The following is a 23,336-nucleotide window of genomic DNA, read 5'->3' as shown; positions in this document are numbered from 1 at the left end:
AAAAGTAATTTATTCATTCAACCACTCGAACCGTGTATATCCTAATCGCTCCTGATAAATTTCGTGGCTCGCTCGAAGCTTCCGAGGTGTGCCAGTCTGTCACAGAGGGAATCCGGAAGGCTTATCCCGATGCGGAAATTGTTTCTATTCCGCTGGCGGATGGCGGAGAAGGCACCACCAGAATTTTAACAGAGCAGTCGAAAGGGAAATTTATTACGGCGATCGTGCATGATCCGTTGGGAAGATACATCGAAGCAGAGTATGGAGTTTCGGGAGACGGGACCACGGCATTTATTGAAATGGCAGCAGCTTCGGGACTCAGTCTGCTGAAACCATGGGAGCAAAATCCCTTGCTGACACATACTCTTGGAACGGGAGAATTGATCGTTCATGCTTTAAATGCCGGCGTTAAAAAGATAATTCTCGGTATCGGTGGGAGTGCAACAACAGACGCAGGCTTCGGAATGGCTACTGCTTTGGGTTATCAGTTTTTTGATGAAAACAATGAAATGATCACCCCTGCCGGTGAAAATCTGGTGAGGATCCGATCCATCAAAACGGATGGTGTCGACGCCCGTATTAAACAGACCAATATTGTCGTCGCATGTGATGTTACCAATCCGCTTTACGGAGAATCAGGCGCTGCCTTTGTATACGGTCCGCAGAAAGGGGCCGATAAAATGATGGTGTCACAATTGGATCATGGCTTGCGAAATATAGCAAAAGTAGCAGCGGCAACATTTGACGAGGATATCAGCGAGGTGCCAGGAACGGGTGCTGCGGGCGGGCTTGGTGCCGGCGCTTTATGGTTTCTGCATGCGACTCTTCAGGAAGGTGTGGGTATTGTCATGGAAGAAACCCATATCGAGGCACATGTCAAAAAAGCAGACCTGGTGATTACCGGTGAAGGTAAGGTGGATGAACAGACATTAAGCGGAAAAGTGGTGAATGGCCTGGCTTCGCTGTGTCAGAGCAATCATGTTCCGCTGGCTGTCGTGTGCGGGACGCTGATGATTACGCCGGATGAAGCTAAGAAAGCAGGGATTACGTATGCGGTCTCGGTACTCAATCGCCCGATGTCTTTGCAGCTGGCAGAAGCAGAAGCTTATTCGCTAGTCCGTGACGCAACTTTTCATTTGGTCCGGTTGTTTTTTCATAAGCACACCAGATGACACTGATTATTTATTAGCTTAAAACAACGTACTGAAAATACATGCCCGAATTCAATTATAAAGACGAGCTTTCCAAAATTCCTTTTGATCCGGGTGTATACCGGTATTTTGACGAAACGGGCGAGGTGATTTATGTCGGAAAAGCAAAAAGTCTTAGAAACAGGGTTTCCAGTTATTTCCTGAAATCAAACCAGCACGACCGCAAGACCAAGCGGCTCGTGAGCCAGATCCGGCGTATCGAATATACCATCGTACATACGGAATGGGATGCTTTATTGCTTGAAAACCAGTTAATCAAGCAGTTTCAGCCGAAGTTTAATATTCTCTTAAAAGATGATAAAACTTACCCGTTTATTTGCATAACGGATGAGCGTTTTCCGCGTGTTTACGTAACCCGTGAGCTGGACAAAAAAAAGGGGACTTATTATGGGCCTTTCGCTAACTTACGCTCGATGCACACGCTTCTGGACATGTTCAAGGCACTTTACACGATCCGTTCCTGCAACTTGTTTTTATCGAAAGGAAATGTGGAAGCGGGCAAATTTAAAGTTTGTCTGGAATATCATATTGGCAATTGCAAAGGACCTTGCGAGGGATTGCAGCCGGAAGATGATTATAACATCGAGATTGAGCAGATCCATCACATGCTGAAAGGTAATCTGTCGCTGCCGCAGCAATATTTTAAAGAAAAAATGCTTGCCGCTGCCGAGCAAATGGCTTTTGAGCAGGCGCATGCCTGGAAAACGAAGATTGAGCATCTTTCCAATTTTCAAAGTAAGGCAACGGTTATCAATCCCAAAATTGGTAATATCGACGTATTGACCATTGTATCTGATGAAGAGGCGGCCTATCTGAATTTTATGAAAATTACGGAGGGGTATATGGTGGCCACGCAAACATTTGAAGTTAAAAAGAAACTGGACGAAAGTGACGAAGACTTGCTGGCGATGATGATTGTGGAGATGCGTGAGAAATACGGTACTGCCGCGAAGGAGCTTATTTCGAATCTTAAACCTGACCTGGAATTAAAACTGGATCTGGTGGTTCCCCAGATTGGCGATAAGAAGAAATTGCTGGATATGTCCATGAAAAATGTGATGTATTTCCGTCGTGAAAAAGCGGAACGGAGGGAAGTGGAAAATTCGGCAAGTTCTTCCAAAAAGGATCGTGTTTTAATCAAGCTGAAAACGGATTTGCAACTCAAAACGCTTCCAAGACACATCGAATGTTTTGATAACTCCAACATCCAGGGTACGAATCCCGTCGCATCGATGGTGTGTTTTAAGGAAGGAAAAGCTTCGAAAAAGGATTACCGCCATTTCAACATAAAAACGGTGGTTGGTCCCAATGACTTTGCTTCGATGAATGAAATCGTTGGCAGAAGATATCTGAGGATGATCGCTGAAAATGAACAGCTACCGGACCTGATCGTGATTGACGGTGGAAAAGGACAGTTAAGTGCGGCTTGCGATGCTCTGAAAAGCCTGGGTTTGTATGGACAGGTGCCTATTGTCGGTATCGCCAAGCGACTGGAAGAAATTTATTTTCCGGAAGATTCTCTGCCGCTTTATATTGACAAAAGATCTGAATCATTAAAACTTATCCAGCAGATTCGCGATGAGGCACACAGGTTTGCCATCACTTTTCACCGCGATAAGAGGAGTAAAGCCAGTCTGGTGAGTGAGCTGGAAGGCGTGGAAGGTGTCGGAAAAGTTACGGCAACCAAGCTATTAAAACATTTCGGATCGGTCCGCGCCATTCGGGAAAGCTCGCTTGAAACACTGACACCCTTAATCGGGTTGGATAGGGCCAAAAAGGTAAGATCTTATTTCGATGCGATGGCGCATTAGAAAATATCGCTCCTTCGAAATCTCCTTGCGGAGCGAAAAGCACGTTAAAGGCAGGAGGCTCCGAAGGAGCCAGACTATTGCCGATAAATCCTGATTGCTATAAACAGAGAGCTCCTAAAGGAGCCAGATTAGAGTACCCTAATCGCTCGCTTGTAACCCGACAGTTCTCAAAGGAACCAGATTTAAAATGACATAACCGCCTGTTTATAACACGACCGCTCCTTTAGGAGCATCCTGTTTATAGAAAGGGTATGGCTAATATCGATGAAAGACTCCTTCGAAGTCGCCTGGTGGAACAATGTTGAGGCGACATGCAGCTTTAGCCAATTTTTCCAATTTCTTTACCGACCACAAATCCCGTTGTCCAGGCATTTTGGAAATTAAATCCGCCCGTTATCCCATCAACATCCAGCACTTCTCCTGCAAAAAATAGGCCAGGAACCTTCTTGCTTTCAAGGGTACTCTGGTCAATGTCAGAAAGTGCGATACCACCGCAGGTAACAAATTCTTCCTTATACGTGCTTTTGCCTTTTACATCAAACTGGCTATTGGTCAGGAGTTCCGCCATCCGGTTAAGGACTTTGTTTGTCGCTTCCGACCAGCGTAAATTTTCACTGACTTCGGCCTTTTCAGTAAAAGCTTTCCATAAACGTGATGGCAAGCCGAACCGCGCGTGCGAAGTGACCTGCTGTTTTGGCGTATTGGTTTTTTCTGCGATCAAAAACTCCCGAACCTGCTGTTCATTCATATCCGGCAGCCAGTTTATTTTGAAGGTGAAATGATAGTCGAGAGACGCCAGATCACGTGCTCCCCAGGCAGATAATTTCAAAATCGCGGGACCGCTGAATCCCCAATGCGTCAGTAAAACGGGACCCCGCCATTCGTGTTTGGTACCGATAATTTTGACATGTGCATCCTGAACAGCCACCCCCGCAAGCGGAAGCAGATATCCGTTTGGCACATTAAAAGTGAAGAGTGATGGGAAAGGCTCGATAATCGTGTGAGCATGATCGCTAAGCCATTTGAAACCGCTGGACTTCGGATGTCCGCCCGTTGCGATCACTAGTCTGTCAGCAGAAAGCGCGTCTTCCGAATCCAGTAAAATCGAAAACCGGGAACCGTTTTCTCCCTCAGTCCAGGCAAAGGATTTCACTGCGGTACTGGTTCGGACGTCAATATTGGACATTTTTGCAGCCCGTGTCAGGCATTCGATGATGGTCTGGGACGAGTCTGTGACAGGAAACATCCTGCCGTCATTTTCTGTTTTCAGTTTTACACCACGGTTTTCAAACCAGTCGACTGTGGATTGTGCATCAAATTGTGCCAGAAGTTTTCTTAAAAACTTTTCGCCGCGTGGATAATTTTTTATGAAAAAACGAAGGTCGGAAGGTTTGTGCGTAACATTGCAGCGCCCGCCGCCCGACACTCTTACTTTATTCAGTACGGTTTTGTTTTTTTCTAAAATAATAATCCGGGCATCAGGATAAGTTTCTGCGGCAGTTATGGCAGCCATAAATCCCGAAGCACCTCCTCCTATAATCACAATCTGCATACAATGAATCGTTGAAAAACTTACAAAAATGGCTTGTAAGTTTTATAAAACTGCAATTTCTTTTCCTATCTTTCATTAAAATCTTTTCCAGGTAAATAGTTCGGGTTTTGTTTCGGGGCTTAGCGGATCAGGGCCTATGCCGGACAGAATTTACTTGATCAGTTTGAATTTTACACTTCATCACAAATCATCGGTTTATGAAAAATGTAGTTGTAATAGGTCTGGGAAAAGTCGGATCACTCGTCGCGACTTTATTAAGTAAGCGTTTTCAGGTCACAGGAATTGATAAGGTGAAACCACCTGTTGAAATTCCTTTTTCGTTCAAGGCTGGTGACATTTCCCAAAATTCCTTTCTGGAAGAAATTCTTCTGCATGCCGATGCCGTGGTTTCGTGCATGCCTTACAACCTGAATTTACCCATTGCACAGCTGGCCAACCGAAAAGGTATCCATTATTTTGATCTGACCGAAGATGTAGGAACAACGGCTGCGATTCGCGAGATGGCTAAGGACAGCAAGGCTGTAATGGTACCGCAATGCGGACTGGCTCCTGGTTTTATCGGTATTGTAGGGACTGATCTGGCAAAGCGGTTTACCAAGATCCGGGATATTGAATTGCGGGTAGGGGCGCTGCCCCGTTACCCGAACGGACTCATGGGTTATTCCTTTACCTGGTCGCCGGCCGGTGTCGTGAACGAATATCTTAATGACGCAGAAGTAATTCACAACGGTGTAAGGAAAATGGTGCCTTCGTTGGAAGGAATCGAAATGATCAATATTGAGGGTCAGGAATTTGAAGCGTTTAGTACGTCGGGTGGTTTGGGCACCATGTGTGAAACTTTTGAAGGAAAGCTGGATACGCTGAATTACAAGACCATTCGATATCCCGGTCATTGCAGTCTGATGCGGTTTTTATTGTATGAATTGATCCTAAAGGAGAAACGCGAGCTGGTTGAGCAAATCCTGACGGAAGCTAAACCAGCTGTTCAGCAGGATGTAGTTTACGTTTATGCCGTGGTGGAAGGCTGGAAAGGCAAATTGCTGGAACGGGAAGAGTTTTACCGCGCCTATCACCCGATTAAGATTGACGGACAACACTGGCGGGCCATTTCGTGGACTACGGCAGCGTCGATTGTTTCTGTGGTCGAGATGGTGGCCGATGGGGCTTTGCCGAACAAGGGATTTATCAAACAGGAGGAGATAACCCTGGAAGCTTTTTTGAAAACCAGTACCGGCAATTTGTTTGATTAAGGAAAGATTGATTTTAGGGAGAAAGTCAGGTTACCCAGAAGTGAGGTTTTAGAAACAGGGATACCCAGCGTGGACTTTTTAACAATCAAATTTCCCTTCACTTGATTCATGAATATAATCCGGCAATCAAAAAAACTATGATCGATATAAAAGAAATTCTCGGCAAACTTGATATTAAACCTGTTAATGACGGTGTAACGACCGGTCTGCAAGCCTGGGAGGGCGGTGGTGTCGTAATTGAATCCTTTTCTCCGGTTGACGGAAAATTGATAGCCATAGTATCGTCTGCGAATAAAGGGGATTACGAAAAGGTTGTGAAGGCCGCCAATAGTGCTTTCAAGGTTTGGCGGCTGATTCCGGCACCAAAACGTGGAGAAATTATACGGCAGATGGGGGAGCGATTACGGACGAATAAACAATCCCTGGGGATGCTGGTCAGTTATGAAATGGGTAAAAGCTTGCAGGAAGGCTTGGGCGAAGTGCAGGAAATGATCGATATCTGTGATTTCGCAGTGGGATTATCACGGCAACTGTACGGTTTGAGCATGCATAGTGAGCGCCCGCAACACCGTATGTACGAACAGTGGCATCCGCTGGGCATCGTCGGAATTATTTCGGCATTTAATTTTCCTGTCGCCGTTTGGTCCTGGAACGCCATGCTGGCCTGGGTATGTGGTGATGTTTGCATTTGGAAGCCTTCGGAGAAAACACCGCTTACGGCCATCGCTTGTCAGAATATCATCCACGATGTTTTAAAAGAAAACAACCTACCGGAAGGCATTTCTTCGATCATAACAGGTGATAGGGAAATCGGGCAGCTTTTGGCAGAAGATGAACGTATCGCGTTGATTTCTGCAACAGGAAGCACCAGAATGGGCCGGGCAGTAGGTGAAACCGTGGCGAAACGTTTAGGGAAAAGTTTGTTGGAGCTAGGCGGTAACAATGCCATTATTCTTGCACCAAGTGCTGATCTGAACGTGGCAATCCCGGGTATAGTGTTCGGAGCCGTGGGTACTGCCGGACAAAGATGCACTTCTACAAGAAGATTAATTATCCATTCGGATATTTATGAAACGGTTAAACAGCGGCTGGTTAAGGCCTACGGACAACTAAGGATTGGAAATCCGCTGGATGAAAATAATCATGTGGGGCCGCTTATTGACAAAATTGCAGTTGAACAGTATAAGAGCGCGATCGAAAAAATCAGGAAGGAGGGTGGTCGTTTTATCGTAGAGCCGGAAGTTTTGAAAGGAGATGTTTACAATTCAGGATGTTATGTTGCTCCATGCATTGCAGAGGTGACGGCTGATTCCACGATTGTGCAGACAGAAACATTTGCGCCAATTCTTTATGTTATTCAATATCGTGATCTGGAAGAGGCGATAGAAATTCAGAATTCTGTCCCGCAAGGATTATCTTCTGCCATTTTTACTTTGAATATCCGGGAATCGGAGCAATTTTTGTCACAGGCTGGTTCCGACTGCGGTATTGCCAATGTCAACATCGGAACCTCAGGCGCGGAGATCGGTGGAGCCTTTGGCGGCGAGAAGGAAACGGGCGGCGGACGTGAGTCCGGGTCCGACGCGTGGAAAGCTTATATGCGCAGACAAACAACAACGATCAATTACAGCGCTGTTTTGCCATTGGCACAAGGAATAAAATTTGAAATCGAATAGTTATTATTTCTAACTTTGTATTCGATAAAAACACATACACACGAAAATTATTGACTTAATACCAATATGAAATACAAACTGACATCTCAGCAAATTGCATCAAAAGTAGGAGGGGAAATCGTTATTCTTAACCACAACAAAGGGGCTTACTACGGTCTTGACGAAGTAGGCGCGTTGGTCTGGAATTCATTGGAGGAAGAACCTCGGACACTCGAGGCACTTTGCGAAACGGTGCTTGGAGAATACGATATTGATGAAAAAACATGTCTGGAAGACGTTGAAGTACTTTTGAATGATCTTATTTCTGAAAAGTTGGTAGAAGTAACCCAATAATCACTGGTGGAAAAACTGAAAACCTACTGGTTTAAATGGCAGAATTTATCAGGGTATGCGAAATTTAGGTTTTTGCATGCCGCTGTTACACTTTTGCTTGTTAAAACAGGCCTGACAGTTTTGCCCTTCCAGACTTTCCGAAAGTTATTTCACTGGATTACGGATACGAAAGCGATGCAGGAGATGTCTTCGGTTAAGATTGAAGAGACGGTTAAAGCTGTTAATATGGCAGCAAATGTATTACCCTTTGCGCTTTTATGCCTCCCCAGGGCATTGGCTACAAAATATCTTCTTCGTAAAGTACCTTCATTAAGTTTAGAAATCGGCATTGAAATTAATCCTCACAAAGCTTTCGAAGCACACGCCTGGGTTGAAAAAGAGGGGAAAGTTATTATTGGAGACTGGTCAGGATCTGTCTCTTATCAACGTTTATGGGTTTGGGAATAATTTACATTAAATCACACACATGCCTTTTTACAAAGCTTACGGATTAACCATTTCCTCTGAAATAGAATTACCCGAACTCACGCCGGGGCAAAAAACTGCCGAAATAGATCTTGCAATAATAAAGGGAGAAGTTATACTTCCAAAGTTAAAAAAGGCACCCATACACCGAAGAGGCATTAGAGCCTTATTTGGTCAGGACGAAGAAGAAAATCTGATCCTGCACTGGGACGGAGTTGCTGACTTTAAAGCGGTCAAGGGTGAAAAACTTATTGTTTCAGCGCATACGGAGGATAAAAATCTGTTAAGCCTTTTTGTAGTCAGTGAAGCACTGGCAATGATTTTATTTCAAAAGGGATATTTCCTGTTGCACGCAAGCGCAGTGAAAATCGGTAATGAGGCCTGGTGTTTTATGGGAAATCCGGGTGCTGGAAAATCCACTACTGCCGCGGCATTTATAAAAGCCGGTTGTACGCTTTTGAGTGACGATCTGACGGCAATCAAATTTGATGACAAAGGAAAGGCCTATATTATTCCGGGATATCCGCAACTGAAAATCTGGGATAACACCGTTAACGGATTGTCCTACGACCGGGCGGTGCTGGAACCTGTTAGTGAAGGGGTGAATAAGTTTTCCTACAAACCGGAAGGAGTATTCAGTCAGGAGGCAGTTCCGTTGAGTGATATTTTCTTTTTACATAAAGCAAATAATCGCCCGGCTTTACAGGCGCTGAAACCCTCGGAAATCCCTATTGAAACCCTTAAGAATTTCCCGTTGCCGATAGCATTTTTGAAGAAAAAGTTAATGGAAAGTCATTTTACACAAAGTTTTCTATGTGCAAAATCTTCCGGAATGTGGCGTAAAAGAAGGCCGGCAGGTTTTTCTAAATTAGAGAAATGGGTAGACGAGAGCATTGCGCTGTCAACAGATTCAATCGAGTATGTCTCTTAATCAGCTTTCTCCGCAGTTGTCATTTTTGGTGAAGTCAAGCCTCGGCGGAAATGCTGATGCAGCGATTTTACCACCGAATGTCAATATTTTAGATTGGGAGCAGCTATATGAACTTGCAGAATGGCATCAGGTCAGCGCTCTATTGTTTGATGCGCAGCAGGCGGATCCAAATAGGAAAATTTCTTCATCCTGTTTTGATAAACTGAAAGAACACAGCCAGAATCAGGCCGTGTTTAATATGTTGTTTTTAAGGCGTTCCATTGAAATCAGTAATGATCTGGCTTCGGAAAATGTCGATGCATTTTTGATGAAAGGCGCGCTATGGGCTTGGATGTTGTATGAAAATCCGGGGTTAAGGGAGTTTGGTGATATTGATTTTTTTCTGCGAAAAGAGCAGATCACAAATGGCTTGAAAGTGCTCGCCAGAAATAACTTCGAACCCGACATTTACAGAAAGTATCTTCTGGAAGAAAATAAGGTAGCCCGGTTGTATTTTGATACAGATTATCAGCTTCCTCTCACGCCCATAACCACAGACGTTATACATTCTATTGAGGTACAGTGGAATACGACTTATCCAAGATACCATTATTCATTGACCTGGAATGAACTCACAAGTCAAATGATGAATTTTTCTGTGTCTGGCACGACATTACGGGTCCCTTCGCCGGAAAACCAACTTTTAATGATGCTTATTCACCATGGAGGTGTGGAGCAATGGGATAAGCTGAAATATATGGCCGATCTGGTAAGGCTTCTGAGGAAATTCAGTGGGCAGCTCAATTGGGAATACGTTATTGCTGTAGCCAGGAAAAAAGGATTTTATGAGATTTTATTGGAATCGCTGGGACTGGTGCGTATGTTTAGCGGAGAAAATTATCTTCACTTCATTGGTGAAAATATTGATAATCAATATCCTACGGAGGGATTTTACAATAAGGTTATAAGCCACTGGGAAAATACCCGGACAAAACCGGTCACTAAGTCATGGCGTATCTTCTACTTCAATATGATTTATCGTGACAGGCTAAGCGATAAACTTTCGATTTTGTTTAGTCACTTAGCCTATCTTCTGGAATGGAGACTGATCATTCCCAAAGCACGCTGGTATCAGAGAAAATCCTAAACCAGATTTATTTTTATCGTTCCTGAAACCGTATTTCCCGGCGCAAGCGTAGTTAAACCTTCCCCATTGTTAAATGCGTTGACATTGGCTGTTAGCGGTTCTATTGCTACACAATCTCTTGCCGGCGGCGTGTACACAACCAGATAGTTAAATTTGCCTTCACCAGTTTCCTGCTCAATCCGCAGTGTTACATCCTGATTCTCAGAAATTAGTTGTGTTATCGCTGACTCTCCTGTATTCTTTACAATAAAAGCATTGTCCAGTGCCTTTTTGAACAAAGGCATCGACCCTTCAATAGCGAAAGGAGCAATTCCAGTCGGGCTCATACGGTTATCGAAAACCACAATCGTATCAGACGGAATGTTTATTTTCCAGGCATCAACCAATTCATTCCCCAGTTGGAAATAAGGATGCCATCCAAACATCGTAGGGCAGGGCTGGGAACCAACGTTTTTTGCCTTGTAAGTAAGCGTAAAGACGCCGTTGGCACTCAGCTTGTACTTTACTGTGAAGTCAACAGAAAAAGGATATCCTTCTGCTTCGCGCAGCTCATAAGAAAGTTTCAGATAGGCATGGTCGGCAGCAACAACCTGTTCAACCAAATGGAATTTATGCTTGCGCACCAGGCCATGTATGGCACTGTCTCCGCTATTTTTTGCTAGCTGGTAATGTTTGCCAAGAAACTTGTATTGACCATCAGGGATGCGGCTTGCAAAGGGGAAAAGCAGCTCACTTGCACTTTGGGTGTCTTCAACGAGTGCACTGGGCGTCGCCGGTGTTTTTAGCAATGAAAAAAGCGTCACGCCTTTTCGCAGGGAAAGCTGCCGGGTAATTCCTCCAAGTTCCGGCACAACCACGCAACGGTTGGATGTGGCGGTTTCCTGAATGACGTATTCGGTCAGTTCACCGTATTGCTGTTTTAGTATTTCAAAAGACATAGGTATAAGTTTTAGGATTGATGCAAAATATGGGTGCAAATGTAATCTAAAAATAAAACCGGACAGTTTTCGCTGCCCGGTTTTACTATCTGATCTATTAAAACTTCTGGAAATTATGCAGCGGATGAATCTTTGTCATCTGCTACCATTTCTGCTTTTTCTTTCTCTGTTTGTTTCACAACTTCTTCATGAATAGCAGCTTCCTCGTTGGAACGACGATTGATATATGCCTGATAGCTGGTTTCCTTTTCGTAAGGACGTTTGCCGATCAGTTTTTCCAAATCGCTTTGGAACAAGATCTCTTTTTCCAACAATTCCTTTGCTAATATCTCCAAAGCATCACGTTTTTCAAAAAGCATATTTTTTACAAACTGATATGCCTGGTCGATTAACTTGCGTACTTCCTCGTCAATAGCCTGTGAAGTAGCTTCTGAGTAAGGTTTGGTAAAGTTATAATCGCTTTGTTTTGAATCGTAATAAGAAACGTTTCCGATACGATCGTTCATACCGTACATCGTTACCATGCTGTATGCAACTTTTGTCACACGTTCAAGGTCACTTAATGCACCGGTTGAAATTTTACCGAAAATAACATCTTCTGCCGCACGGCCACCCAATGTCATACACATTTCGTCAAACAGCTGCTCTGTGCGATACAAATACTGCTCTCTTGGCAGATATTGTGCATAACCAAGCGCCGCAACCCCACGAGGTACAATCGATACTTTTACCAATGGATCTGCGTGTTCAAGGAACCAGCCAGCTACTGCGTGACCAGCTTCATGATAAGCAACAATTTGTTTTTCTTCTGGCGAGATCAGTTTGTTTTTCTTTTCCAAACCACCGATTACTCTGTCCATTGCATCCTGGAAATCCTGCATCGTCACCTCTTCTCTGTCACGACGTGCAGCAATAAGCGCAGCTTCGTTACATACGTTGGCGATTTCTGCACCTGCAAAACCTGGTGTTTGTGAAGATAACTTCTGAATATCAACATCCAGTGACAATTTCAGCGGTTTCAAATGTACTTTGAAAATAGCTTCACGACCGATTACATCTGGCTTGTCGATCGAGATTTGTCTGTCAAAACGTCCCGGGCGCAACAAAGCAGGATCCAGTACGTCAGGACGGTTAGTAGCCGCTACGATAATGATACCGGAGTCGGTAGCAAAACCATCCATTTCAACAAGAAGTGAGTTCAAAGTGTTTTCACGCTCGTCGTTAGAACCTGGCATGGCGCCACGTCCACGAGAACGGCCTACTGCATCAATCTCATCAATAAAGATGATACAAGGTGCTTTTTCCTTTGCTTGTTTGAAAAGGTCACGAACACGTGCCGCACCTACACCGACAAACATTTCAACGAAATCAGAACCGGACAGAGAGAAGAAAGGAACACCTGCTTCACCTGCCACAGCTTTCGCCAATAAAGTTTTACCGGTACCCGGAGGGCCAACCAATAAGGCACCCTTAGGGATTTTCGCACCCAGTTTCTTGAATTTATCAGGGAATTGCAGATATTCTACAATTTCCTTGATTTCTTCTTTCGCTTCGTCAAGGCCGGCAACATCATTAAATGTAATCTTAACCTTGTTTTCAGCGTCAAAAAGCGTAGCTCTTGAACGGCCGATATTGAAAATCTGACCACCAGGTCCAACACCACCTGACATTCTGCCAAGGATGAAGTACATAACAAGAATCATGATAATGAAGAAGCCCCATGTACCAAGAAAACTTGTCCAGTCATTTCGCGTATCTACAACCAGCTCAATTTTGTCATCGTCCGGTACACCTTCCTGAATCTTATCAAGGTCTTTTTTAAACGTTTCCGCAGATGTTACCTGAAACTGATAATGAGAAACAGGTTCACCTCCGAAATAATTACCGCCGTTTTCGGTAGTAAGAACTTTATATTTATCAAGCTTGAGCGCGTCCGGCTTCAATGTTACCTCAACTGTCTTGTCGTTTACTATCGTAACACGAGAAACTTCCTTATCGGCCACCATTTTCTCGAAACGTTTTTGAGTCGTGTCGCGAATGGTTGATGTCCTGTTCAGGTAAGTTATCCCCAAGATAGTAGCAATCAAAGCAGCTATGATCCATCCCTGATACCCTTTTTGTGGACTTTTAGGATTAAGTGGACCTCTTTTGTTATCGTTTTCAGACATTCTTTATAATAATTAAGAGGAAATTTAATAAACAACATTTCGCACCCGATGAATGTTCATCTGCTACGACATTTACAGGACCGAATCTTCAAAGTGCGTTACGACCGCGTCTCCCCAAAGCTCTTCCAAATCATAGTGTTTGCGACGTTCTTTATTAAAAATGTGAGCCACTACATCCACATAGTCAATTAATATCCACTCGCCGTTGGCCTTTCCTTCTTTCTGCCATGGGTCGGTTTTTGATATTTTGTAAACTTCGTCTTCCACCGAATTGGCCAAAGCATCTATTTGAGTGTCGGAATTACCCGAGCAAATTACAAAAAAATCTGTTATTGAATTTTTTACTTTCCGAAGATCAAGAATAGTTATATCCTCACCTTTCTTCTCTGACATCCCTTTAGCTATTAGCTCGGATAAATCTTTTGATGATAGTTCTTTATTTTTGCGTTGTTTCATGCGTAGTTGATTCCCATTTCTATAAACCCTAAAGTAAAGTAAAAAAATTGTACAACTCTATATACGATACCTTAATTATAGGTAAAAAAGTTATTTATCTGCCATCTTGTCATTCAACAAACGACATAGCGGCTGAATTAGTGCGTAGTGATTCAAGTATGGAAGGAGCCGTTGTCATTACTGACGACCAAACGAAAGGTCGTGGACAAAGAGGGACAACCTGGGTAACTGAACCCCGAATGAATCTCACCATGTCGGTTGTACTTACGCCGGTATTCTTGCCGATACCGGATCAATTTCTTATCAGCCAGTCTATTGCGTTGGGGGTAACGACTTATCTGAGTACCTATTCTGATAAAGTTAAGATAAAGTGGCCAAATGACATCTATCTCGGAGATAAAAAAATATGCGGAACACTCATCGAAAACTCGATTCAAGGCGCTCGGTTGGCCAGTTCAATCGCCGGAATTGGTGTCAATGTCAACCAAACCCGGTTTGTCGGGGGTAGGGCAACTTCTCTGGCGAGCCACACCGGAAAAGAATTTTCAATGAACGAGGAATTTTCCAAGCTGGTGCATCATCTGGACGTTTGGTATTTTAAACTCAAATCCGGTCACCAGGAAGAAATCCGCCGCGAGTACCTGAAATACTTATTTGGATTTAATCAGCTATGCAGATTCCGTTATCAGAACGAAATTGTTTCGGGAACGGTAACCGGCATAACTGATTATGGTAAATTATGTATCAGATTTGAAGGCCATACCGATATCACGGAACTGGGCCTCAAAGAAATTGAATGGATATGGGATAATTAATCAACAGGTTTACCACCCCATTTTCCTAATACTACCATAGCCAGGCAGCAAATGAGCAATCCCAGCGATTCACGGGCTTCTTCGATGTTGATGCTTCTCATTTTTGCTTCTCCAAAGAATATGCCTTCAAAATGTGGTGGCCATTGTAACACTGCGGCAACCAGATAACCGGCGGCCAGTGCATAAAACACCCAGGAAGGCCAAAGGTGATTGATGCTCATGTAGCAGGCAAGCGCGGCTGCGCTGTACGTAAAGATCCAGACGGTTGCGTCGGGGTCATTGAACTGAAAATAAGCGAAAAGCATAAATATCAGCCCAAATATGATCTTGAAAAATTTCATGATTCTTCTTGTTTAGTGGGTTCTGTTGTCTAATATAAAGCTGATTTGGGCTTTTTATTACTATTTCAGCCATATAATTTTGATCATTTACAAAACTGACTTAGCGCAGCCGTTGCGTCTTCATAGCCCAGATTTTGCGCCTGTTTCAGACTTGTACAACCCAGATCTTTTTCACCGTCATACCATTGCGCCAAACCAAGGCCATAAAACGCCTTACCATATTGGGAGTCCAGTTTGACAGTTTGACGGAAGGCCAATGTTGATTTTTTGAAATCACCCTGACGATAATAAGTGTTGCCCAGATTATACCATGCCTGTTTGTTGTCCTGATTCAGCTGCGTCGCTTTTTCGAAATCCAGAATGGCAGGTTCGGCCTTATCAAGCAAAACATAAAGTTGTCCTCTGTTTAAAAAGACGTCCGAGGTGTCAGGTGCAAGATTGGCAGCACGGTTATAATCCGTCAGCGCCGAGTCAAGATGGTTATCGGCGGTATATAAAAGTGCGCGGTTAAAATAAGGGCGGTAAGATTTAGGCTGAATTCTTATGGCCTGGTTGAAATCCATAAGCGCACTCGGATATTCCTTCAGTTCGTAATAAGCAACGCCGCGGGTGTTGAGCGCTTCGGCGTTTGAAGTATTTTTTTCAATGGCTTTGTTCAGGTATTCGATGGCTTCTTTGGTTTTGCCTTCACGCATTAAATCTTTGCCTTTTTGCAGGAAAGCATCACTGGATTGGGAACAGGAATTAAGAAATAGTAAAAAAAATAAAAAAAATATTCGGCACATAATCACGCGTTTAGAGTTGTTTCGCACAAAAGTAAGACGAAAGATGAAACGAATGATTTCTTTTTGTCAAATAAATGTCTTTATCTTTGCACCGGCAAATCGGAACTACCAGCTCCTTCCGAATCCCCCAGGTCCTGACGGAAGCAAGGGTAGGTGGTCGATGCGGTGAGATTCTCGGTTTGCCTTTTTTTATGCCCTTTCGCTTCCATTCCACATCTTTTTTTTGCTTTTAATCAGGGTTTTCTACTTTTGTGGAACAATTAACTATTTAATTCTTGATATGAAATTTTTTATTGACACTGCGAATCTAAAAGAAATTAAAGAAGCTCAGGCTTTAGGTGTACTTGATGGTGTTACAACCAACCCGTCACTTATGGCAAAAGAGGGAATTACCGGAAAGGATAATATCATGAGACATTACAAAGCGATCTGTGATATTGTGGATGGTGATGTAAGTGCGGAAGTAATTTCTCTTGATCTTGAAGGAATGATTCGCGAAGGAGAAGAATTGATCGAGATTGATGATAAAATTGTGGTGAAGATCCCGATGACAAAAGAAGGGGTTAAAGCTTTGAAATATTTTTCATTGAAAGGTGTTCGTACCAACTGTACACTTATTTTCTCTGCCGGACAGGCGCTATTAGCAGCAAAAGCTGGTGCAACTTACGTTTCTCCGTTTGTTGGCCGTCTTGACGATATTTCAACAGATGGTATCGGTTTGATCGAGCAGATCCTTACGATCTACCGTAACTATGGTTTCGAAACGCAGGTTCTTGCAGCTTCTGTACGTCACCCAATGCACATTATCCAGTGTGCAGAAGTTGGAGCAGACGTTATGACAGGTCCATTGAGCGCGATGGAAGCATTGTTGAAACACCCGCTTACGGATATCGGTCTTGAAAAATTCCTTGCTGACTACAACAAAGGAAACGCTTAATAAGAATTTAGACTATATGAGAGGTTAGGTGTTTAGGAAAACTAAATGTCTAACCTCTTTTCTCAAAATCTGATTATCTCATTTCTCAATTTATGACTGAATCAACAGAGCCTATTGTAAGATTGGAACGGGCAGATATCTATCAGGGTGACCGGCCTGTTTTAAATGATGTCCATTTTGAGATAAAAAATGGTGAGTTTGTATATCTGATCGGTCGTACGGGGAGCGGAAAAAGCTCACTGATGAAAACGCTTTATGGTGATTTGTGGCTGCATACGGGTTCTGCGAAGGTGGTAGGCTATGAGCTACACAACATCAAAAGAGTAGATATTCCGTTTTTACGTCGCAGAATTGGGATTGTTTTTCAGGATTTCCAGTTGCTTTCTGACCGGTCGGTTGAGGATAACCTTTCTTTTGTACTGCGTGCAACCGGATGGGACCAGCAGGCGAAAATTTCCAAACGTATTGCAGAAGTGTTAATGCAGGTGGGACTGGGGACATCGCAAAAAAGAATGCCGCATCAGCTTTCGGGTGGAGAGCAGCAGCGTGTGGTGATTGCCCGGGCTATGCTCAATGAACCACGAATACTCATCGCAGACGAACCCACAGGGAATCTTGACCCGGAAGTAGGGGATCAGATCATGCAGGTGTTCAGAACCATTAATAACGCAGGTACAGCCATTCTGATGGCAACACATAACTACGACTTTCTTAAAAAATTTCCGGCACGCGTTTTGAAATGCGAAAACGGCAGTGTTTCCGAAGGATAAAATAAATTTGTTTCTGACGAACGAAAAAGCGGCTTAAAGAAATCTGATTTTCTTTAAGCCGCTTTTATATTGAATTGAGCTGAAATTATTTCGCCGTTAAATCAATAAAAGGAATGATTACCTCTTCAAGGGAAACACCTCCATGCTGGAAAGTATCCCGGTAAAGGTTCACGTATTGGTTGTAGTTGTTTGGATAAGCAAAGAAATAATCCTCTTTTGTAAATACATACGAAGTAGATACATGCGGTTTTGGTAGGAATATTCTTTCCGGTTTGCGGCAAACCATCAGGTGGTTATCGTCAAATCCAAGGTTTTTGCCGTGTTTGTAACGCAGGTTGGTGTTTGTTTCACGGTAACCGATAATTTTAACAGGTTTCTGCACGCGGATCATGCCGTGGTCAGTTGTTAAGATCAGTCTGCATTTCTTTTCCGCTACCTTTTTGATAAAATCCAAAAGTGGGGAATGCTGGAACCATGATTTAGTGATCGACCGGTAAGCTGCTTCGTCAGGCGCAAGTTCCTTGATCATCTGAACATCGGTACGCGCATGAGACAACATATCGACAAAGTTGTAGACAACCACATTCAGCTGATTGTTCAGTAAATTGTTGAAGTTATCAATCAGTGATTTTCCCTGATTTGTATTTAAAATCTTGTTGTAAGACGATTTGATATTGAAATGGTTTGTTTCCAGCTGTTTTTGAAGAAAATCAAATTCATGGTTGTTCAAACCTTCTTCACCGTCGGGCGTGTTTTCGTCACTTACCCACCACTGCGGATGCTTGCGTTCCATTTCGCTTGGCATCATACCAGAGAAAATCGCGTTTCTTGCATAACCCGTTGTCGTCGGAAGAATTGAATAATAAGACGTCTCCTCTTCGATATTGAAATATTCCTGTAAAATCGGCTGAATCATTTTCCACTGATCATAACGGAAGTTATCGATCAAAAGGAAAAAGACAGGTTCGGTAGATTGTTTCAGATATGGAAATACCTTTTGTTTCATCAATTGATGAGACAAAATCGGTCGGTCTGCTTTTGGATCGTTCAGCCAGCCTTCATATTCCTGTTCGATAAATTTGCAGAAATTTGCATTGGCGTCGCTCTTCTGCATACTGAACACCTCGGACATCCCCTGGTCGTCGGAGCTTTCAAGTTCAAGTTCCCAGTAAATTAGTTTTTTATAAATATCAGCCCACTCTTCATGGCCGATCCGGTCCTGATACTGCATCGCCAGGTTTCTGAATTCCTGCTGATAACTCAGTGTCGTTTTTTCAGTGACCAGTCTTTTGTTGTCCAGAATTTTCTTGACAGACAATAAAATCTGATTCGGGTTTAATGGTTTGATCAGATAATCATCGATTTTGGAACCGATGGCATCTTCCATGATATGTTCTTCCTCACTTTTGGTAATCATTACCACAGGAAGGTTTGGCTGCATTTGTTTGATTTGCCCGAGGGTTTCCAAACCGGTCATACCCGGCATCATTTCATCTAAGAAAACTATATCAAATCGTTCATTTTCAATTCGGTCAAGGGCATCGGCTCCACTGTTTACAGGCGTTACGTTGTACCCTTTGTTAGTCAAAAACATGATATGGGGTTTAAGCAGATCTATTTCATCATCCGCCCAAAGAATGTTATATTGCATAAGCTGGTTTTTCAATTAGTAATGGTTAAAACAAAGAAAATTAACGTGCCAAAGACTGATCTGGTATTAAAAAAACAGCCTTTTAACATAAATTAAGAGTAAATCTGCGCTTGTCTGTGTAACTGTTTTTGTTAAATTCATTACCTTAAGCCGTCGCCTTTACGACAAAAACTTACGCGTCACCCGGTCAAGATCATCCGGTGTATCCACCCCGTGCGAATCGTCAGAAGTGATCACGGCTTTGATCGAATATCCGTTTTCAAGCCAGCGAAGCTGTTCAAGTGCTTCCGCCTTTTCCAGAGACGAAACTTCCAGTTTTGTAATTTCCGCGAGGACATCGACCCGATATGCGTAAATTCCGATATGTTTGTAAAAAGTATTGGATTTAAGCCATTTATCGGTTTCTATACCGCGTAAATAGGGGATTGTTTGCCTGCTGAAATATAAGACTTCGTGCCGTTTATTCAATACGGCTTTTGGTACATTAACGTTGAAAAGAATTTCGTCGCTATCGATTATTTTTACCAGTGTTGCCAGTTCAATGGTTCCGTCAAGTACCTCGGCAAGGTTGTTGATCGGTTCAGGACTTATAAAAGGCTCATCACCCTGGATATTAATGACATAGTCGTATTTTCCTTCCGTTTTGCTCAGCGCTTCGTAACATCTGTCGGTGCCGCTCTGATGGTCGGAAGAAGTCATTACGGCCTTTCCGCCAAAATTATGTACGTGGTCAAAAATTCTTTCATCGTCGGTTGCTACGATAACCTGGCTGAGTTGTGTAGCTTTGGAAGATTGTTCATAGACACGCTGTATCATCGATTTTCCACCGATATCGACCAATGCTTTGGCAGGAAAACGGGTTGATGCGTAGCGCGCTGGTATTATGCCTAGTATTTGCACGTGTTTATAGTTTGAATGATATTATTTCAAATTTTGTTTCAAAATAAAGCTAAAAATTTGCAAAAAGTTTTTTCACATACGTTTTCACAAAATATCTGGCGTATACTTCCTCACCCGGATACGGATATTAATGAATGGGCTATCGAATTGCGGGAAAGTTCGGAAAAGAATGTGTCATTTGCGATTATTGACCTTTCTGTTCCTGAATTACGCTGGCAAGTTACGCCAGAAGGAGCAGATTGGTGGACATCCCTGACAGCATTTTCTCACCAACACATTTTTTTGCATAATTATCGTTATCCGGATATGCCTCAGCCGACGGATTTATTGGCTGTTTCGGCCAGCGACGGCGGATTATTGTGGGCACTGCCTAACTACGTATTAGTGCGCACGTTAGAAGGAGACGAGGTGGAGGTGGCAACCCAGAAAGGGGAGAAGTTTCAGTATGCCAATTGTAACGTGCATACGGCAACCTTGTCTGCGGCTTCGGAGGATGTGAAACAACCTTCACCGGAAATAATTTTAAAACAACCTGTTCGTTACAAGGAGAGAAATATCTATTTTGAGAAACTTTCGTCCTTTTTATCAGAAACATTGGGTATTTCAAAACCCATTTGCATTGATTATTTGGATGAAAGGCCCTATATGATGTTTTCTTATTATATTTACGAGCAGGAAAAGATAGCACAATATCTTCTTATCGTTACAGATAAAAAGGAAATCGTATTTCACGAACAACTCTCGGAAGGGAGGGACGGCGTTGGCCAGTCGACAATGTTGCTGAAAAACGGAATATTGGTATATCTTAAAAATAATAATGAATTTTCGAGTTTAACATTTTCTTACTGAATGAAATACATAGTTTACCTAGCCATTTTGGCAGGTTTTTTAACAGGAGCGGAAAGTGCCCGTGCGAATGGAACAGTTGCAGTAGATTCAATAGGGTTTGAAAAAGTGGGGGGTAAAATTTATGTTTTACATAAAGTAAATCAAGGACAAACAATGTTCGCTGTTGTGAGACAGTATGGAACAACGATCCAGTCGCTGCGGGAAGCTAATCCGGGCATTAGTGACAATGTTCAGCTGGGACAGACTTTGCGTGTGCCTTACACACCCAGAGTGAGTAAAAAAGAACCCAAAAAGGAGGAATTAAAAAAAGAAGAACCTAAAAAAGAAGAGGTAAAAGCGGCCGTTAAGGATGCTAAGCCACTTCCTCCACCGCCGACTACCACTGCGCCTCCAACCGCTGATGCGAAAGTAGCCGTAGCCCCCAATGGGGTTCATAAAGTTGAAGCGGGACAAACGCTCTACCGGGTTGCTGTAAAATATGGTGTTTTGATGGCGGATATCCGTAAATGGAATAACCTTAAAGACGATAACCTGACCGAAGGACAGGAACTGATCGTAAGCGAAAAAGGTGCTGAGAAAGCAAAACCTGTGATTGCAGAGCCGAAAAAGGTAGTGACCAATGTTGTAAAGGATTCTGTGAGAGCGAAGGCTGCGGTTGCCGAGAAAGTAATGAAACCGGTAGAGGAAGTTGCGCCTCCTAAGGTGGTGACAGGAAAACGTAAATCGGAATCCGGATTGGCGGAGGTGATTGAAACGGATGAAAGTACCAGCAAATTTCTGGCCTTGCACCGTACGGCGCCGATAGGGGCTTTGGTGGAGGTTTTGAACGAGTACAATCAGGAAAAAATCATAGTAAGGGTTATCGGACGTATTCCGGAAACCAGTGTGAATGATGATATCATTATCAAGTTATCGTCACGCGCTTTTGAAAAAGTTTCTCCTAACAGCAAGCGTTTCAGGGCGGTAATCAGCTACCTGGAAAGTAATTAATAGCAGTCAAGGAAATTTAAATGAGACAGGATTGGTTTGGTAATCAGATATCTTTGGTCTCTCATCACAAAACTAAATTCTGAAAAATAACATAATGAAGCATTCACCCGAGTTCAGGTCTAAAAGAGAGGAAGAAAGAGCGGCGTTGAAAAAGACAACCGGTTATAAAATGTGGAGCGTGCTGTTTACAATCATGTATCCGTTTATAGCCGTTTTTACGTTTGTTTTTTCTTGTATCGTAATGTTCTTTTCGGGGATTTCGAGAGCTTTGGCTTATGTGTTAGGAAAAGGTCATGCAGAACATTGAAGTTGAGTTAATACCGATATCACAATCCATTACCGATTTACTGGAAGCCAAAGCTGAACAATACAATCAGCCGGATTTCATCCCTTACGATCCGATCAGTATTCCGCACCGCTTTTCGAAAAAACAAGACATCGAAATCATGGGTTTCTGGGCTGCCGTGCTTGCCTGGGGACAGCGAAAGACGATCATTAACAAATGCCTGGAATTGTCTGCGCTGATGGACGATGCCCCTTATGACTTTGTTAAAAACCACCAGGAAAGCGATCTTAAAAAATTCCTGGGATTTAAGCACCGCACCTTCAATGCGACGGACACGCTTTATTTTCTCCATTTCTTTCAAAATTTCTATCATCAGCACGATTCGTTGGAATATGCTTTCAGCAGCCATATGTCTGCGTCTGATGTGACGATTGAGAACGGTTTGATTGGTTTTTACGATCTGTTCAGCAATTCTGAAAATTTTCCTTCAAGAACAAAAAAACATATCGCAACGCCGGTTAGAAAATCGTCGTGTAAGCGGTTGAATATGTTTTTGAGATGGATGGTCAGGAAGGACAATAAAGGTGTTGATTTTGGCATCTGGAACACGATAAGTCCTGCGCAACTGGTTTGCCCTTGTGACGTCCATGTCGATCGTATTGCCCGTAAACTGGGATTAATTCAAAGGCCGGTAACCGATTGGAGAACCGCAACGGAGTTAACGGCGTCTTTGCGTATGTTAAATCCAAATGATCCCGTTTTGTACGATTTCGCATTATTTGGATTGGGTATTGAAGGTTTCGCAAAAGAGGAGTTTTTGATTTAAAACGAGGATAGTGGCAGGTGCTGTGTCACCCTTTCAGGGTTTTGTCATTGCCTGTTGCTGTTTCTTTGCTATAATACTTTCATCCCTTCGGGATTTGCATTTTGAATGTAGCTATTTAAAATAATATCCTTCATTTTGTTTGTGTCACCCTTTCAGGGTTACCCTCGCCTGTCGCTGTTTCTTTGCTATAGTACTTTCATCCCTTCGGGATTTGGCCCCGAGAAAGAAATTCATATAGTCGGACTATCTCAACAACGATCTCCTTGAAA

Annotated in this window: 23 protein-coding genes; 15 read left to right on the top strand and 8 right to left on the bottom strand. The window is 43.1% G+C overall.

What is annotated here, in order from left to right:
• Positions 1-32 precede the first annotated feature (32 nt).
• Entirely contained in the window at positions 33-1,172 is a 1,140-nt protein-coding gene (locus M1L62_RS26190; RefSeq protein ID WP_254562613.1) for a glycerate kinase, read from the top strand.
• 41 nt (positions 1,173-1,213) lie between these two features.
• Complete coding sequence (gene uvrC, locus M1L62_RS26185) at positions 1,214-3,022, top strand: excinuclease ABC subunit UvrC (RefSeq protein WP_254562612.1); 1,809 nt, start codon at positions 1,214-1,216, stop codon at positions 3,020-3,022.
• 319 nt (positions 3,023-3,341) lie between these two features.
• Here uvrC and M1L62_RS26180 read toward each other — a convergent pair whose 3' ends face one another.
• Complete coding sequence (locus M1L62_RS26180; protein WP_254562611.1) at positions 3,342-4,574, bottom strand: BaiN/RdsA family NAD(P)/FAD-dependent oxidoreductase; 1,233 nt, start codon at positions 4,572-4,574, stop codon at positions 3,342-3,344.
• Positions 4,575-4,771: 197 nt separating this feature from the next.
• Between M1L62_RS26180 and M1L62_RS26175 the strand changes: the two genes are divergently transcribed.
• The 6 genes from M1L62_RS26175 to M1L62_RS26150 all read left to right on the top strand — a co-directional run bounded on the left by M1L62_RS26175 (position 4,772) and on the right by M1L62_RS26150 (position 10,355).
• The gene (locus M1L62_RS26175; protein ID WP_254562610.1) at positions 4,772-5,824 is read left to right on the top strand and encodes a saccharopine dehydrogenase family protein; all 1,053 of its coding nucleotides are present in this window, start codon (positions 4,772-4,774) and stop codon (positions 5,822-5,824) included.
• A 137-nt stretch (positions 5,825-5,961) separates the two neighbouring features.
• Positions 5,962-7,500, top strand: a complete 1,539-nt coding sequence (gene amaB, locus M1L62_RS26170) for an L-piperidine-6-carboxylate dehydrogenase (protein WP_254562609.1) — start codon at positions 5,962-5,964, stop codon at positions 7,498-7,500.
• Positions 7,501-7,566: 66 nt separating this feature from the next.
• Entirely contained in the window at positions 7,567-7,833 is a 267-nt protein-coding gene (locus M1L62_RS26165; protein ID WP_254562608.1) for a PqqD family protein, read from the top strand.
• A gap of 6 nt (positions 7,834-7,839) precedes the next feature.
• Positions 7,840-8,280, top strand: coding sequence for a lasso peptide biosynthesis B2 protein (locus M1L62_RS26160; RefSeq protein ID WP_254562607.1), 441 nt, complete (start codon positions 7,840-7,842; stop codon positions 8,278-8,280).
• Positions 8,281-8,299: 19 nt separating this feature from the next.
• Positions 8,300-9,229, top strand: coding sequence for a phosphoenolpyruvate carboxykinase (ATP) (locus M1L62_RS26155; RefSeq protein WP_254562606.1), 930 nt, complete (start codon positions 8,300-8,302; stop codon positions 9,227-9,229).
• Positions 9,219-10,355, top strand: coding sequence for a nucleotidyltransferase domain-containing protein (locus M1L62_RS26150; RefSeq protein WP_254562605.1), 1,137 nt, complete (start codon positions 9,219-9,221; stop codon positions 10,353-10,355). Before M1L62_RS26155 ends, M1L62_RS26150 begins: the two co-directional genes overlap by 11 nt.
• Here the strand turns inward: M1L62_RS26150 and M1L62_RS26145 are convergent.
• From M1L62_RS26145 to rsfS, 3 genes are all read right to left on the bottom strand, one after another.
• Positions 10,352-11,293 (bottom strand): aldose 1-epimerase, encoded by a 942-nt coding sequence (locus M1L62_RS26145; RefSeq protein ID WP_254562604.1) that lies wholly within the window; start codon positions 11,291-11,293, stop codon positions 10,352-10,354. The two genes, M1L62_RS26150 and M1L62_RS26145, sit on opposite strands and share 4 nt — an antisense overlap.
• A gap of 113 nt (positions 11,294-11,406) precedes the next feature.
• Positions 11,407-13,461: an ATP-dependent zinc metalloprotease FtsH gene (ftsH, locus tag M1L62_RS26140; protein WP_254562603.1), complete on the bottom strand. Its 2,055-nt coding sequence runs from the start codon at positions 13,459-13,461 to the stop codon at positions 11,407-11,409.
• A gap of 72 nt (positions 13,462-13,533) precedes the next feature.
• Entirely contained in the window at positions 13,534-13,917 is a 384-nt protein-coding gene (rsfS, locus tag M1L62_RS26135) for a ribosome silencing factor (RefSeq protein WP_090335123.1), read from the bottom strand.
• Positions 13,918-13,964: 47 nt separating this feature from the next.
• Here rsfS and M1L62_RS26130 point away from each other — a divergent pair, with 47 nt between their 5' ends.
• Positions 13,965-14,732: a biotin--[acetyl-CoA-carboxylase] ligase gene (locus M1L62_RS26130; protein ID WP_254562602.1), complete on the top strand. Its 768-nt coding sequence runs from the start codon at positions 13,965-13,967 to the stop codon at positions 14,730-14,732.
• Here M1L62_RS26130 and M1L62_RS26125 read toward each other — a convergent pair.
• Positions 14,729-15,073 (bottom strand): transmembrane 220 family protein, encoded by a 345-nt coding sequence (locus M1L62_RS26125; RefSeq protein ID WP_254562601.1) that lies wholly within the window; start codon positions 15,071-15,073, stop codon positions 14,729-14,731. The genes M1L62_RS26130 and M1L62_RS26125 overlap by 4 nt on opposite strands.
• A gap of 83 nt (positions 15,074-15,156) precedes the next feature.
• Entirely contained in the window at positions 15,157-15,858 is a 702-nt protein-coding gene (locus tag M1L62_RS26120; protein WP_254562600.1) for a tetratricopeptide repeat protein, read from the bottom strand.
• A 280-nt stretch (positions 15,859-16,138) separates the two neighbouring features.
• Here M1L62_RS26120 and fsa point away from each other — a divergent pair, with 280 nt between their 5' ends.
• Entirely contained in the window at positions 16,139-16,795 is a 657-nt protein-coding gene (gene fsa, locus M1L62_RS26115) for a fructose-6-phosphate aldolase (RefSeq protein ID WP_090335119.1), read from the top strand.
• Positions 16,796-16,887: 92 nt separating this feature from the next.
• A complete protein-coding gene (locus M1L62_RS26110) occupies positions 16,888-17,565 on the top strand; it encodes a cell division ATP-binding protein FtsE (protein WP_254562599.1) in 678 nt (225 codons plus the stop codon).
• An 85-nt stretch (positions 17,566-17,650) separates the two neighbouring features.
• Here M1L62_RS26110 and porX read toward each other — a convergent pair whose 3' ends face one another.
• Positions 17,651-19,216 (bottom strand): T9SS response regulator signal transducer PorX, encoded by a 1,566-nt coding sequence (gene porX / locus M1L62_RS26105; protein ID WP_254562598.1) that lies wholly within the window; start codon positions 19,214-19,216, stop codon positions 17,651-17,653.
• Between the two features lie 159 nt (positions 19,217-19,375).
• Entirely contained in the window at positions 19,376-20,116 is a 741-nt protein-coding gene (gene kdsB / locus M1L62_RS26100; RefSeq protein ID WP_254562597.1) for a 3-deoxy-manno-octulosonate cytidylyltransferase, read from the bottom strand.
• Between the two features lie 57 nt (positions 20,117-20,173).
• On the opposite strand from kdsB, the gene M1L62_RS26095 reads away from it, so the two are divergent.
• The 4 genes from M1L62_RS26095 (at position 20,174) to M1L62_RS26080 (ending at position 23,067) form a co-directional block, all read left to right on the top strand.
• On the top strand, positions 20,174-20,965 hold the full coding sequence (locus tag M1L62_RS26095; protein WP_254562596.1) for a DUF4905 domain-containing protein: 792 nt from the start codon (positions 20,174-20,176) through the stop codon (positions 20,963-20,965).
• Positions 20,966-21,955: a LysM peptidoglycan-binding domain-containing protein gene (locus M1L62_RS26090; protein ID WP_254562595.1), complete on the top strand. Its 990-nt coding sequence runs from the start codon at positions 20,966-20,968 to the stop codon at positions 21,953-21,955.
• Between the two features lie 94 nt (positions 21,956-22,049).
• Positions 22,050-22,262 (top strand): hypothetical protein, encoded by a 213-nt coding sequence (locus M1L62_RS26085; protein ID WP_254562594.1) that lies wholly within the window; start codon positions 22,050-22,052, stop codon positions 22,260-22,262.
• On the top strand, positions 22,249-23,067 hold the full coding sequence (locus M1L62_RS26080) for a TIGR02757 family protein (protein ID WP_254562593.1): 819 nt from the start codon (positions 22,249-22,251) through the stop codon (positions 23,065-23,067). The genes M1L62_RS26085 and M1L62_RS26080 overlap by 14 nt, the downstream gene beginning before the upstream one ends.
• Positions 23,068-23,336 lie beyond the last annotated feature (269 nt).

It is taken from the genome of Dyadobacter diqingensis (assembly GCF_024220585.1).
GTDB classification, from domain to species: Bacteria; Bacteroidota; Bacteroidia; order Cytophagales; family Spirosomataceae; genus Dyadobacter; species Dyadobacter diqingensis.
Note: the sequence above shows the minus strand (reverse complement) of the source record. Positions and strands in the feature narration are given on the sequence as shown.

Bases quoted from the DNA above. Each gene is read 5' to 3' on its own strand.
- uvrC (WP_254562612.1), top strand. From the start codon at position 1,214: ATGCCCGAATTCAATTATAAAGACGAGCTTTCCAAAATTCCTTTTGAT.
- M1L62_RS26180 (WP_254562611.1), bottom strand. From the start codon at position 4,574: ATGCAGATTGTGATTATAGGAGGAGGTGCTTCGGGATTTATGGCTGCC.
- M1L62_RS26175 (WP_254562610.1), top strand. From the start codon at position 4,772: ATGAAAAATGTAGTTGTAATAGGTCTGGGAAAAGTCGGATCACTCGTC.
- amaB (WP_254562609.1), top strand. From the start codon at position 5,962: ATGATCGATATAAAAGAAATTCTCGGCAAACTTGATATTAAACCTGTT.
- M1L62_RS26165 (WP_254562608.1), top strand. From the start codon at position 7,567: ATGAAATACAAACTGACATCTCAGCAAATTGCATCAAAAGTAGGAGGG.
- M1L62_RS26155 (WP_254562606.1), top strand. From the start codon at position 8,300: ATGCCTTTTTACAAAGCTTACGGATTAACCATTTCCTCTGAAATAGAA.
- M1L62_RS26150 (WP_254562605.1), top strand. From the start codon at position 9,219: ATGTCTCTTAATCAGCTTTCTCCGCAGTTGTCATTTTTGGTGAAGTCA.
- M1L62_RS26145 (WP_254562604.1), bottom strand. From the start codon at position 11,293: ATGTCTTTTGAAATACTAAAACAGCAATACGGTGAACTGACCGAATAC.
- ftsH (WP_254562603.1), bottom strand. From the start codon at position 13,461: ATGTCTGAAAACGATAACAAAAGAGGTCCACTTAATCCTAAAAGTCCA.
- rsfS (WP_090335123.1), bottom strand. From the start codon at position 13,917: ATGAAACAACGCAAAAATAAAGAACTATCATCAAAAGATTTATCCGAG.
- M1L62_RS26125 (WP_254562601.1), bottom strand. From the start codon at position 15,073: ATGAAATTTTTCAAGATCATATTTGGGCTGATATTTATGCTTTTCGCT.
- M1L62_RS26120 (WP_254562600.1), bottom strand. From the start codon at position 15,858: ATGTGCCGAATATTTTTTTTATTTTTTTTACTATTTCTTAATTCCTGT.
- fsa (WP_090335119.1), top strand. From the start codon at position 16,139: ATGAAATTTTTTATTGACACTGCGAATCTAAAAGAAATTAAAGAAGCT.
- M1L62_RS26110 (WP_254562599.1), top strand. From the start codon at position 16,888: ATGACTGAATCAACAGAGCCTATTGTAAGATTGGAACGGGCAGATATC.
- porX (WP_254562598.1), bottom strand. From the start codon at position 19,216: ATGCAATATAACATTCTTTGGGCGGATGATGAAATAGATCTGCTTAAA.
- M1L62_RS26090 (WP_254562595.1), top strand. From the start codon at position 20,966: ATGAAATACATAGTTTACCTAGCCATTTTGGCAGGTTTTTTAACAGGA.
- M1L62_RS26085 (WP_254562594.1), top strand. From the start codon at position 22,050: ATGAAGCATTCACCCGAGTTCAGGTCTAAAAGAGAGGAAGAAAGAGCG.
- M1L62_RS26080 (WP_254562593.1), top strand. From the start codon at position 22,249: ATGCAGAACATTGAAGTTGAGTTAATACCGATATCACAATCCATTACC.